The 12,485-nt window shown below is 55.9% G+C and carries 12 protein-coding genes; 7 read left to right on the top strand and 5 right to left on the bottom strand.

The window, feature by feature from the left end; all coding sequences use genetic code 11:
• The first annotated feature begins 6 nt into the window (after positions 1-6).
• The 4 genes from CRO62_RS02665 (at position 7) to CRO62_RS02650 (ending at position 4,049) form a co-directional block, all read left to right on the top strand.
• A complete protein-coding gene (locus tag CRO62_RS02665; RefSeq protein ID WP_097099083.1) occupies positions 7-738 on the top strand; it encodes an ABC transporter permease in 732 nt (243 codons plus the stop codon).
• Entirely contained in the window at positions 728-1,894 is a 1,167-nt protein-coding gene (locus CRO62_RS02660; RefSeq protein ID WP_097099082.1) for an alanine racemase, read from the top strand. Before CRO62_RS02665 ends, CRO62_RS02660 begins: the two co-directional genes overlap by 11 nt.
• Positions 1,895-1,896: 2 nt before the next feature.
• Positions 1,897-2,742 carry a transporter substrate-binding domain-containing protein gene (locus CRO62_RS02655; RefSeq protein WP_097099278.1) on the top strand — a complete coding sequence of 282 codons (846 nt, stop codon included), beginning with the start codon at positions 1,897-1,899 and terminating at the stop codon, positions 2,740-2,742.
• A gap of 68 nt (positions 2,743-2,810) precedes the next feature.
• On the top strand, positions 2,811-4,049 hold the full coding sequence (locus CRO62_RS02650) for a CapA family protein (RefSeq protein WP_097099081.1): 1,239 nt from the start codon (positions 2,811-2,813) through the stop codon (positions 4,047-4,049).
• Between the two features lie 134 nt (positions 4,050-4,183).
• On the opposite strand, the gene CRO62_RS02645 is transcribed toward CRO62_RS02650, so the two are convergent.
• Together CRO62_RS02645 and CRO62_RS02640 are read right to left on the bottom strand one after the other, a co-directional pair.
• A complete protein-coding gene (locus CRO62_RS02645; protein ID WP_236765669.1) occupies positions 4,184-4,429 on the bottom strand; it encodes a cation transporting ATPase C-terminal domain-containing protein in 246 nt (81 codons plus the stop codon).
• 302 nt (positions 4,430-4,731) lie between these two features.
• A complete protein-coding gene (locus CRO62_RS02640; protein ID WP_143539359.1) occupies positions 4,732-5,352 on the bottom strand; it encodes a hypothetical protein in 621 nt (206 codons plus the stop codon).
• A 190-nt stretch (positions 5,353-5,542) separates the two neighbouring features.
• Here CRO62_RS02640 and CRO62_RS02630 point away from each other — a divergent pair, with 190 nt between their 5' ends.
• The gene (locus tag CRO62_RS02630; RefSeq protein ID WP_323688302.1) at positions 5,543-6,661 is read left to right on the top strand and encodes an NAD(P)/FAD-dependent oxidoreductase; all 1,119 of its coding nucleotides are present in this window, start codon (positions 5,543-5,545) and stop codon (positions 6,659-6,661) included.
• A gap of 517 nt (positions 6,662-7,178) precedes the next feature.
• On the opposite strand, the gene CRO62_RS02620 is transcribed toward CRO62_RS02630, so the two are convergent.
• On the bottom strand, positions 7,179-7,721 hold the full coding sequence (locus tag CRO62_RS02620) for a hypothetical protein (RefSeq protein WP_097098690.1): 543 nt from the start codon (positions 7,719-7,721) through the stop codon (positions 7,179-7,181).
• Positions 7,722-8,294: 573 nt separating this feature from the next.
• Positions 8,295-8,459 carry a dehydrogenase gene (locus CRO62_RS02615; protein WP_373694507.1) on the bottom strand — a complete coding sequence of 55 codons (165 nt, stop codon included), beginning with the start codon at positions 8,457-8,459 and terminating at the stop codon, positions 8,295-8,297.
• A 214-nt stretch (positions 8,460-8,673) separates the two neighbouring features.
• Here CRO62_RS02615 and CRO62_RS02610 point away from each other — a divergent pair, with 214 nt between their 5' ends.
• On the top strand, positions 8,674-9,333 hold the full coding sequence (locus CRO62_RS02610) for an N-acetylmuramoyl-L-alanine amidase family protein (RefSeq protein ID WP_097099078.1): 660 nt from the start codon (positions 8,674-8,676) through the stop codon (positions 9,331-9,333).
• A gap of 751 nt (positions 9,334-10,084) precedes the next feature.
• Here CRO62_RS02610 and CRO62_RS02600 read toward each other — a convergent pair.
• Positions 10,085-11,410 carry a PLP-dependent aminotransferase family protein gene (locus CRO62_RS02600; RefSeq protein ID WP_097099076.1) on the bottom strand — a complete coding sequence of 442 codons (1,326 nt, stop codon included), beginning with the start codon at positions 11,408-11,410 and terminating at the stop codon, positions 10,085-10,087.
• Positions 11,411-11,509: 99 nt separating this feature from the next.
• On the opposite strand from CRO62_RS02600, the gene CRO62_RS02595 reads away from it, so the two are divergent.
• Positions 11,510-12,472, top strand: coding sequence for a nitrate ABC transporter substrate-binding protein (locus CRO62_RS02595; protein ID WP_097099075.1), 963 nt, complete (start codon positions 11,510-11,512; stop codon positions 12,470-12,472).
• The last annotated feature ends 13 nt before the right edge of the window (positions 12,473-12,485 follow it).

Genomic DNA, 12,485 nt, shown 5'->3' with positions numbered 1-12,485 from the left:
GACACCATGGATATCGCACTCCTGTTAGACAGTACGATCATGCTCGCGGGTGGCATTCCGCTGACCCTGCTGCTGACATTCGCCTCCCTGGGCGCCGGTACGGCTCTTTCGGTTCCGCTTGCCTTCATGCGCGCATCCACACGTAAAACGTTCTCCCTCCCGGTTCTCGTCTACACCTACGTCTTTCGCGGAACGCCGCTGCTGGTCCAGCTCTTCATCATCTATTACGGCCTCGGCCAGATAGAGTTTATTCGCGCGAGCTTCGCCTGGGTGTTCCTGCGCGAGCCTTTCTGGTGCTGCCTGCTTGCCTTCTCGCTCAACGGCGCCGCCTACATGACAGAAATCTTCCGCGGCGGCATTCAAGCGGTGTCGCCCGGCATGGTCGAGGCGGCCGAGACCGTCGGCATGACCCCGATGCAGATCAGGCGCCGGATCGTCTTTCCCATCGCCTTCAGAAGCGTCTTACCCTCCTACGCCAATGAAGTGATCGGGATGCTGAAAGCAACCTCGCTGGCCAGCACCGTCACGCTGCTTGAAGTAACAGGGCTGTCGCGGAAGCTGGTTGCGGAGACTTTTGCTCCGTACGAGATCTTCATCGCCGCGGGCCTTCTGTATCTCAGCCTCACCATCATCTTCACACGTTTCTTGCGAGCGCTGGAGATTCGATTGACAGGTACTCCGCGGACGAAGGCCCGTGCCGGCCGCGCAGTTCTCAAGCAGGTGCGCTATGAACATTAGTCTCCGTCAGGACAGCATTCTTGCCGGCGAGACCGCCTGGCGCGAGATCGATTTGTCCGCCGTCGCGTCCAACTACCGCGCCATCAGGGCCGTCGTTAGTCCGACGACCAGGATCCTGCCTTGCCTGAAGCAGGATGCCTATGGCTGCGGCGCAGGCCAGGTGGCCGCGACCCTCGCCACCGAGGGTGTCGACTCCTTTGGCGTGGTGTCCATTCGCGACGCCCTTGCGGTGCGCAAGGCGGTACCGGCAGCGCAGATCCTGATGTATGCCGGTATTGGCCCCAAGGCGGTCGATCTAGTGCGGGATCTCGACCTGACCATTACGATTTCTGGCGAGGAAGACTTGCGGCGCTGGCTTTTGACCCGTGTGCGGCTCAGAGTTTTCGTCAAGGTGGATCTCGGCTTCTGGCGTGCCGGTGTCGCGCCTGCCGGTCTCGAGCGTCTGCTGGATCTGTGCGCGACAGAACCTGCTATCACCTTGGACGGGGTCTATGCACATCTCAGCGAATTCGGCGAGGCCGGCTCGTCTGCAGCCGAACAGGTGGCGCGTCTCACGCCGATCCTCGAACGGCTGAAAGCAAGCGGGCGTCTGCCGGCAACCGTCATGGTGTCCAGCAGTGACACCATGATGAGGCATCCGGAATTTGATTTCGACGCCGTAGATCCCGGCGCCCTTCTGTTCGGCGTGGCGTGCCCGCAACCTGGCGGGCGTGATCTGGTCACGCGCCCAGCCCTGTCGGCGATCAAGGCGCGGATCATTGCGCTCAAACAGTGCGACGACAGCTTGGGGCCTACTCCGCGTCTGCCAGGCTATCAAGCCTCCATGCGTCTCGCGGTCCTTGGAATCGGCTGGGGGCATGGGGTGCCACGCCGGCTCGCGCCTGGATCAGCAGCGATCGTTGGCGGGCGGCGTGTGCCGATCGTGCCTCCTGCCCATCTTGAACATCTTCGCATCGACGTCACCGACGTCCCCGACATCAAGTTGGGCGACGAAGCCATCCTGCTCGGCTATTCGGGTACATCCCGGATCACGCTGCCAGAGATCGCAGCGGCCTGGAATACCGACGAGGTTGGCGTCAGTTGCGGCCTCAGGGACAGTCTTGTGCGGTGCTACGCCGCTCATCCTTCGCGTCTCAACCAAGAAAAAGGGGAATGAACATGAGAAAACATCTGAGCTTCATACTGGCCGCGCTCGTGCTCGGTCCGGGCCTGGGCCAGGCCGGGCAGCGCACGGCTATCACCATTGCGTCGGAAGGCGCATCGCCGCCTTGGGACTATATTGACGAAACCGGTGCGCTCGTCGGCTTCGACATCGACGTAGGCAAGGAACTTTGCACGCGAATGAAGATCGAATGCACCTTCGTGGCGCAGGACTGGGACGGCATTATTCCGGGCCTGCTGGTGAAGAAATACGATGCGATCATGGCAGGCATGTCCATCACCGAAAAACGCAAGAAATCGATTGCATTCTCCAAGCCCTACGCCGTCGGGCCGAACCAGATCGTTATGCGCCGCAACCTGGGGCTCGAGCATGGCGACGTCACGGCAAAGCTCAACCTCACAGACATGGATGACGCCAAGAAAGAGGCCGTCGCCAAATTGCGGGAAAGTCTGACCGGCAAGACACTTGGCGTTCTTCGATCATCCAATTCCGAAGCGGTGGTGAAGGAGCTATTCGGCGACATCGCCGAAGTGCGCAGCTATGACAGCCAGGAAAACCTCAAGCTCGACCTCGTCGCCCAACGCGTCGACGGTGGACTGGGAGACTATTTCGTCTGGCGAGACTTTATCGAGACGCCGGATGGAAAGGATGTGGACTTCTTCGGCCCACAGCTCTCCGGTGGCACTTGGGGTCCGGGTGTGGGCATCGGGTTGCGCAAGGACGATACCGATCTAACCGCCGCTTTCGATGCGGTGCTGGAAGCCAGCATCAAGGATGGCGCGATCAGCCGGATCGCCACGAAGTGGTTCCGCATGGATATCGCGCCGCAGCTTCCCAAGTGACCCTCTCACGATAGTTCCGGGCGGCCCTGCTGGCCGCCTGTTTCCTTCCACCATTTAGGTTTGTCATCATGTCTTCGCCGTTCACGCTCGTCCTGACGGGCCAATCCCTCATTCATCACGATGTCAGAGAGGTCGTCGACAGCGGCTTCGACGAGATCAAGCAGGTGATCCGTCGGGCCGATATCGCCTTCACCAATCTGGAGACGACGATCTATGGCCGGCATGGCGGGTGGCCCATGAAGGGCTTCTATTTCGGCTGTTCCGACCCGGTCGTGCTGAATACGTTGAAGGATATCGGCTTCGACGCGCTGGCGCTGTCCAATAATCATGCCTTCGATCTGGGGCCTCCCGGCGTATTATCGACCCTGGAGGAAGTGGCAGCGAGGGACTTTCTGCATGCGGGTATCGGCGTCGACGCCGCCCATGCGCGCCTGCCAGGGACCAGGATGTTCGGCGACAGGGAGGTGGCGCTTGTCGCCGTGGATGCGGGACCGGGACCCTCGAACATGTATGCCGCCGATGCGACGGCGAGGCGACCGGCTAGGCCCGGTGTGAACCATCTCGACGTCTCGCGGCATTTTGACGTCGATGCCGCGACGTTTGGGTTCTTGGCCGGCATCCAGCAGACATTTCAAAGCACCCCCATGGAGCGGGCAAATTACACACAGCCGGAAGATCCGCGCGTTCTCAACGATGCACAGGATATGGATTTCTACGGTACTGTCTTTCGCCGTGCCGAGGAAAACCAGCGGCGAATACTGGTGGACGAGAAAAGTCTAGACATCCATCTTTCGACGATCCGCGAGACGGCCGCCAAAGGTGCGTTCGTCATCGCCTATCTCCATCATCATCACTGGGAGCCGAGCTGGCGCGAGGTTCCTGGCTGGGTTCAGACGCTCGCCCGCGCCTGTATCGATGCAGGCGCCGGCGCGTTTGTCAGCCATGGCGCACCGGTGCTGCAGCCGATCGAAATCTATCGTGATGCGCCGATCTTCTTTGGTCTTGGCAACTTCCTGTTTCATTTGGAGGAAGGCGAAGTCGTTTGGACCGATCCCGACGTCTGGAAAAGCGTGATTGCCACGTGTCATTTCGACGCTGAGGGTCGCCTCAAGTCTATAGACCTACTTCCAGTGGTCATTGGCGGCGACCTGTTGGAGGGGTCCAATTATCATGAGCGGATCGTACCGGTTCCGGCACGGTCAGCACTGGCAAATGAGATGATGAAGGATCTGGCGGCGCGGTCCATACCCCACGGCACAGCTATCACTCTTGAGGGCGATGGTGGCACGATTTGGAACCGAGGTTAGTTGACCCTCGCAGGGCGATACTTCCCTTGGACCTTGATGTCGGCGCCAGCGCGAGGTCCTGAGTTCGAATCTACTCAAGGCGACGATTTCTTGTTGGCTGGTCGGGTGTTGTGCGGCTGGGTAGGTGACTTGTATCATCTGTCCCAGCGCCGAAGCACCCATTTGCAGACCTCGCCGAACCAAAGGACGCTGCTGCTGATGGCTATGCAAACGAGCCACTGTTCGAGCGGCAGGGGGAGTGTTCCAAATGCCACGTTCAGCGGTCCGAACTTGACGACTACAACCTGGAGCAAGACTGAAACTCCAATGGCTGCCCACAGCCACCGATTCGTAAACGGATGGCTACGCAAGCACCCTCTCGTGCTACTCTGTACACGCATGTGGCAGCACGTGCGCCGGCGGAGGATGTTTGATCGAGGCTAATAAACTCATAGGCGCGGAAGGCCGCTTGCACTGAGAAGCGGTCTGCTTCCACCACAGTGTACGTGGTGGAAGGTCTCGCAAACGGTCGTGTTCACGGCACCTTATAGCGGCTTTTGGGAACTTGTGAGTAAACTCCGAGTGGCCGAAATAAAGGGCGAAAGACGACAATATCGAATTGTGCAATCATGTCTCCTATTGGCGCGAAGCGGAAGATCGCAGTTGGTGCACCAACGCCAAGGCCGTGATTGGCCCATTGCGGTCAGTGGCGGCCCATCCATAGCCGCGCCAGATCGAAGAACGATAGGCTTTGCCTGCGTCCATTCGCGTCCGGTTGTGTCAACTTGTCGGTCGAAGAGAAAAAGCCTCGCAGGTCCAGCTCTCCCTGCAATGCGGCATCACATATTTCACATGCAGTTTGCCGATCTCGGCAACAGATGCGCTCCACAACACGGGTCATATGATAGCGATATGGTTCCTGCGGTGTTTCGTCTGCAATAGCGCGGGCTAGATCATATTCTTGCCACAGGCTCACCATACGCGGGATGCGCTCCGCAAGCTGGACCATCTCGCGAGCAAATTGCTCATTTGGTGCAGATGGTTCCACATCTTGCTGAAGTAGTGCGGGACTGTCGCAGGTGAAGGCTCCGGTGAAATGAAAGCTCGCTGGCTGCAGATCATTCCCTTCAATCTGCAGGATTGACCATAACATGCGGTCCCAAGCGGCTGGCTTCGCCCGGAACTCGATCCGTCCTATCGATCCCCTTCGGGGATGGACGGCGAGGAGGTGGTCATCCATGCGCTTTGAAAGCACATCCCGTTTCACGGACCAGCCGCTTCCTTTTGCTGCTGTCCGAATAGCTTTCGCAAGCATGTCGCTCAAGGTCGTCCCTTCAATTCACTGTAAGCGGAGGATGACGGCATACCTGATCGTCCGCAATTGGCGCGAAGCGGAAGACGCCTCTCAGCCCATTTCGGACATAGCGCCGATCTCCATGACGCTTGTATCACAATGAAGAATTTGATTGGCTACGATATGCTGCTGGTAAAGCTATGGCAGCAATCTTGCTTGGCTGACACGGAGACGTGTTGGATCACTCGTCGGGGTTACCATGGTTCACTTCGCAAGGGTCTTGATCGTCGGTGGCGGCGCGAGCGGCCTTGCCTGCGCACTCAGTTGCGCTCGTCTCGGAGTAGCCGTCAGGATAATTGAGAAGAGAGTTTCAAGGGTATCGGTGCAGAAGGCGACTGGGGTCGCTCAAGGCGTCTGGAACCAATTGGCGGATTTTGGGATAACCGAAAAGGTGATCTCGGAAGCCATACCCTTGAGGCGCTTCATATTTCACGACGATGCGAGCTTGGTGGCGGATATTCGGGTTCCGAATGTAAATGGCGAACCGCCCGCGCATCTTTATCCGCAGGCCATGCTTGAGCAGGCCATGGAAGATGCCTTGGCCTCTTATGGTGTAAAGGTTGAGTACGGCCGAACATTCATAGGCGTAGTGGAGAATGCCGATGGAATTAAAGCTACTGTAAGTCACGGCCATGAGACGGAAGTCATCGAGGCCGATTGGCTTGTCGCCGCTGACGGGAGCAGGAGCGCAGTCCGAACATTCCTGAACGTCCCGTTCGTCGGATGTGATTATCCCGAAGAGTGGTCGGTAGCCGAGATAGAGACCCAGGAGTGGCCGCAGGACACACAAGCGCAACTGTTTCTGCAAGCAGATGGGGTTGGCCTCTTTCTTTCACAACCTCGTCGAGGGGTCATTCAGGGCATAGTGAATGCGAAGGGTGTGGCCTTGAGGCTCTCTCATATGTTTCGAGATGCCAAGTTGCTTTATGAAAGGGAGTTTCGAGTTTCCCTTCGGCGCGTGCCTTCGCCACGAATAGATCGCGTATGGCTTATTGGGGATGCGGCCCATGTACAATCTCCCGTTGGCGGCCAAGGCCTTAATTTGGCTGTTTGGGACGGCGTCACGCTCGGACGCGCATTAGCGCAAAACCAGACTGAGGTAGAGGAAGCGTTACGCAATCGCACACGATCAGTCCTCCGGTTCACACATTTTGACTACCTCATGCTGTCGACGAAGTGGCGGTGCGTACAATATCTTAGAAATAGCTACTGGAAGTTTGCAGCACGATTCCCACGCAGTGCAGCTTGGTTTTTTAGACTGATCTCCGGAACGTGGTAACGATGTCTCCTATTGGCTCAAGGCGATGGATCTCGATGGCGATACGCTCTAAGCTTTAGGCTCACAGCAATCGACGTTCCATCGCAGGGAGCGCCTCGCGAAGCGATCAGACGCACGGCCCGTGATCACCACTGGAGAACTGCTAGCGCTCCTGCATTGCCTCAGACGCCACTTGCGCGACCGGTGACCAGAAATAGTCGATTATCCGCCGAGTGCCGGTCTTGATTTCGACTGAGACCGCCATGCCAGGCGACAGTGGACGCATAACTCCATCAACATTTATCTCTGTTGTATCGAGAGCAATCGTCGCGGGGGTAAACAACGTTTTGCAGCCGCTGCACATTCCCGCCCGGAACAACACTCCTGAACTGCGGAGCGGCCTGTTCCTCCATGGCCTGAGCGTCGGGATTGGGTATGGCGTCTCGCGCCACGGTTTGGGGCCGTCTGCAATGGGAGATATTCTCTTGGAGTAGAGATTCCAGCCATTTTCCGATTTCGTTTTCGGTGTTTCGGCCATTTAAATACCTCGTGGATAAAAGGAGAATTTCAGCCAGCTTACGAACTTCACGACCGGGTCTGTGATGCCGAAATAAAAGGTTGCAACGAGAAAGTTGCTAATCAGGGAGTTGCTGAATGGACCATAATAAAACGTCATTCCGTAGGATCGTGGCCCTTCTCGGAAGGGAAAAAATAAAGCGATGAACGCGAAGGGCATGACCATCAGATGGACTTTAGTAATTCCCCAAGTAAAGCTATCGGGGGGCTTTGAGAGCTCCACTGAAAAAAGATAGATCATCCGCGTGATCATTAACGAACTGATAATGTAATTAGAGAATAAAAAGCCATTCCAGCCGTCGACGCTGCCAAAATGTTCTTTTATTTGGCTGATGTAGCGCAAGTTTACTGGCCAAAGCATCCAGAACTCCGCTGCATTGAGGTGGTCAATTCCGAACCAGACAAGTGCCGATATCAAGCTTCCGGCAATATAAGCTGCAAAATACGTGACGGCAGACGCCTTAATGAACTTTCTCTCTAACAAGATGATTGAATCTTCCGTCACTGCGTAATCCTATCGCCGAGTAGCATTCATTGGCGAACTATTTTGGCCTGCTTGAAACTCTAAGTAGCTATAATGCCAAACTGGACGTCTCGCCAAGTGATTGGCTGGCGCGCCGCCCCTCAATCAGGCGAACTCCATGGCGTTTCCGCACAGCTAGTGCGACAGCTTTTTCGTGAGATTTTGAGCGTAGACATTCGTGCGCGAGGGAGTTTCCACTTAAGCGCTCCAAACTCAATGGTGTAACATGTTCCTAGCTTACTTGAGTTCGCAATCGAACATCGACGAGAGAAAGCCGACTGCCTGCAACATGCGACCCGCTGGGAATATTGTGCTGATCCATTTCGCCCCCGAAAACAAACCGCATGATTTCGTCAACTGAAAATTGAATTGCAGGCCCCAAAAAACCCGGCTTTAGTTAAGAATGCAACCCAAAAAGCTTTTTTCAAACTGGACCGGTGGTTGCCGAACATCGATGGACAAGCGAAAGCCTCCTATATCCTGCGAGAAATCTCGCATTCCTCACATATGACGCCCACAGGTTCGCCGCCGTAGTCCGGCAGCAAGTACGCTCCCTCACCGGGCATCGAGATCGGCGTCTGGCTTGCATCCTCTCGTAAATCCTGTGCCCATCGCAGCCGTTGCCAGAGCGAGTTGCATCCTCAGATGCAGAATGTCATCCATGAGCGTCTCATTGGCGGCGCGACTATCTCCGTCATGCCATGCGATGATGTGGTCCACCGGATCGGCTTCCGGCTTTTGGAATTCTGGGCGGACGTGACTATCCTCGATCTGCTTATTTTTCGTTGATGGAGGCCGCATTCGTAAGGTTTGTTCTTATTATGTTCCCACTCTGGATCGAGTCAAGGTGAATACGGTCGCTCATATTTCTTCCTTGACAGAATCTAGGAAAGTGCAACTATAAGTTATCTAAAATATTTGGGGTGAGATATTGATGGATAAGGCAGTATCAAGCGAAGTAACTAAGGACTTCATTCCAGTGGGGCGGCCCAATCGCCCAGGTAACCGTATTTCACCCACTTCAGTGACTATCCACAATACTGACAATTCTCGGAAGGGTGCCAACGCCAAGGCGCACTCTAAGTTTCTAAGTGAGGTTGGATCCTACGTTCACAACGGCGAGACGATTAAATGCTCATGGCATTTCACGGTGGACGACCAATTCGTGATCCAGCACCTACCGCTCACCGAAAAGGCTTGGCATGCTGGTGCCGCCGCAAACAGTTCGAGTATTGGCATCGAAATCTGCATGAACTCAGACAATGATCAAGCTTTAGCAAATCGTCGAGCTGCCGGACTGGTCGCGGGAATCCTTAAAGAGTTCGGATGGAAAATTAATGCAGTTAAACAGCACAATTTTTGGACCGGAAAAAACTGCCCGTCGGTGATTAGGGGTAGCAAGCAGTGGGAAGAATTTCTTGCCTCAGTATCGCAAGCGTTGGATTCTGATAAACCCTTTGTAAGCGTAGACGCGAATGAAGCCGGTGTTTGGGCAGGGCAGTGGCTGGACAATCAAAACGAAGCAGATGACGGAACAGATATCGACCATGAGCCGTTAAACGATGCGGTAAATATGGTTGTTGACGATAAGTAGGCCGCTTCAATGCTGGACCATAAAGCAGCTGGAGTAACCTTTCACCTACATGAAATCTTGCGCAACGTCAGAGATTCCCACTGAAAATCCTTGGATGGCGAACAAGGGGAGCTTACCCAGCGCATCTTTGATCATGATGGCAGTTGGAGCTGCGTTTGAGGGTGGTCCGCATTCTTGATCCGCCCTTCGCGCTTGGCGCTCGATTATTTTTTCTTTCTCGTTTCTAGTCGCCGCAACCGTTGCGCCAAGAAACCGTCGTCAGCAGCGGTCCGCTCAATCACCGTTTGACGGACGATACGGCGCTTGTTCACTAAGGTGTCATCACGCAGCTCGACTTGCCTCGGAGCCAGCATCTGCTTCGCTCCACTTTCGATTCAAAGTGAACCAGCAATTTGACCATCCCGTCACTCTGTCCGTCATGTAGTGAGCGACGGGATGGCGGATGAAGCCTGGACTGACAGACCTCAACCGCTTTCCGATCAAGGCGAAGAGCCCGAAGATATGATCACTCGCGCCGCCCGTGTCGGTAACCTCACGTCCAAGCTTCTTGGTTGCGAGAAACTCCAATGTAGTCTCCATGGAGAAACTCCCGTTCTTCATCCATGGAATGTCGATCACAGATCAGGCGGCAGCGAGCAACGTGGGACCAGAACACCGGTTACCATCATTAGGCGACGAAGAGCGAATGTCTGCGTTCGAAATTTTGAAGATGAGACGAAGTTGGAAACTGGTGCTGCCATCAGTCTCGCTACTACAGCCGATGTGCCAGTGCGATCGCATCAGCGACCTCATCTGTGCGATCGGTCAATGTGCTAGTGGCGACACGGATATGGTTGATCGGCGAGGTGGAGAACTTAGATCCGGGATTGACTGCAATGCGACGCGCAGCGAGCGTTACCATAGCGAACGCCTCAGAGGCGACTGGCACCCAAAGTGCAAGTCCACAACCGTCAGCAACATCGACTCCTCGGGCGCGCAAGGCAGTTGCAAGCCCACCGCAACGCTCACGGTAACGCTCGCGCGCCAACGCCAACGTGTCCCATGTCGATTGCTGCCCCAACAGCCAGGCGGTAGCGCCTTGCAAGGCACGGCTGGTCCATCCAGCGCTGAAGCTTCGATAGGATTGAATTTGTTCTACGATAGCCGCCGTGCTGGACAATACAGCGAGCCGCAAATCGGGGCTGAGCGTCTTGGAGTAGGACACGATGTGGATGGTTCGGTCCGGAAATCTTGCACCGAGCGACAGGGGAACGCATGGAGAAATGTCAGCTGTTCCATCGTCCTCGATGATCAGGGTGTCTGTTCCTTCTAGAACATCACCAAGCGCCTGGAGACGCGTCTCATTCAGCGAACGTCCGGTTACTGAATGGATCCGTGGCTGGAAAATGAAGGCGGCGGGGCGATGTTGCATCGCTTGCTTCAGCGACTCCGGCGTTGGCCCATTTTCGTCGCAGACAACGGGAACGATCATCGCCCTATGGTCTTCGAGGATGTCGAGCAGGCGCATGGCGGTCGGATCTTCGATTGCCACCGCTGATCCTGATGGAACCAGCGCATGCAGCAGTGTGTATATCGCGTTGTAACCGCCATTGATCGCTAGAAATGCTTCCGGCACATAAGGCCAATGACGCTCTACGGCGGATTGCAACTCGGGAACAATCCGACTGCGCTCATAACTATTGATGCCGGTCGCCGATGCGCCATGCGCCATAGCTTCCGCCAATGGAGGAAGCAGACGCGGATCGGGAATGGCAAGCGTAAGATCAAGGAAGCCGTCTCCGTAATTCCCGGAACTCGCTAGGCGCTCTGGCTTGGAGACAAAGCGCTCACCACTCACCCAGGTGCCATTTCTTCCTCTTCCAGTAATAATCTTTTGACGGCGCAACTCGCTCCAGGCATCGGACACGGTTGCGGGGCTAACGCCCAATTCATAAGCGATATCGCGGATCGCTGGCAGCCGTGTTCCCACAGACAAGATACCCGCGCGGATCAAGGCACTGGTTTCCAACGCTATTCCGCGAGTTGTCCGGTCAGTTATTTTTTCAGCAATAAATGCCGCTTGAATAGGCACGTTCATTTTTTCACCATTTTAAATGTTCAATAACATAATAACATTTGTTATCAAGAAAATGAACATTTAATTTGCAGATATCGAATGGATTCTGGAAGCATTCAAATGCCTATAAAACTCCGGCTTGCCCTCCGTGATTGGGACTATGTGACACCGCTGGTTCTTGGCGATGTCGCATCGCCGAGACTGGAAATCGTCGTTGATCGGGTCGGCACGCTGGTGTCCAACATCGCCAATGACGACCTGCACGACGCGGCCGAAATGTCGTTTAGCCGCTATGCCCAACTTTGCCACGATGGCGATACAAGCGTTGTCGGAATGCCAAACTTCATCATGCGTGGCTTTCGCCACCGATGCATCATTACAACCCGCAACAGCCCGATCCGGGCCCTGCCGGAGCTTGCCGGCAAAAATATCGGCGTTACCGGCTGGCGCGATTCGGGCAATACCTGGACCCGCGCCGCCTGCAACCGTGAGGGCGTCGGCGTGGAGGATGCCATGTGGTATGCTGGTCGCCTGACCGAGGCGCATCCGATTGTCGATCGACTCGACGGTTTTGGACGCCCCGGCCGCATCGAGGCCGCCCCTGGCGAACGCCCGATGGTCGACCTGTTAAAGGAGGGCGTGCTCGATGCCATCTTTACGCCTTTCATGCCAAAGGGCTTCTTTGATCAGGACTCACCGTTCCGTCCGGTCCTTGAGGATTATCGCAACGCCGAAGTGGCCTATTTCCATGATGCCGGCTACGTCCCGGGCATGCATCTGATCGGCTTCAAGGCGACCATCGTCGATGAGCATCCCTGGATCATGGATGAGCTCAGCGGACTCATTGATGAATCCCAGCGCCTTTGGCTTGAGAAACGCGAGAAGTACGCGGATACAACGCCCTGGATGATCGATGAACTGCGGCGATGTGCGGCCGACCTGCCACCATCGTGGAACAGGAGCGGAATGGCCGCGAACGAGACGATGATCCGCGACTTCGCCCAGGCACTCCATGACCAGAAGATCCTAGAGCGCCCGTTGACGCCGGCTGAACTGTTTCCGCGCCACACCGCCTCGCATTGAGCGCGCCTACGAC

The sequence above is a fragment of the Rhizobium sp. AN6A genome (genome assembly GCF_900215635.1).
Classification (GTDB): Bacteria; Pseudomonadota; Alphaproteobacteria; order Rhizobiales; family Rhizobiaceae; genus Agrobacterium; species Agrobacterium tumefaciens.
This window is presented reverse-complemented; position numbering and strand designations above follow the sequence as displayed.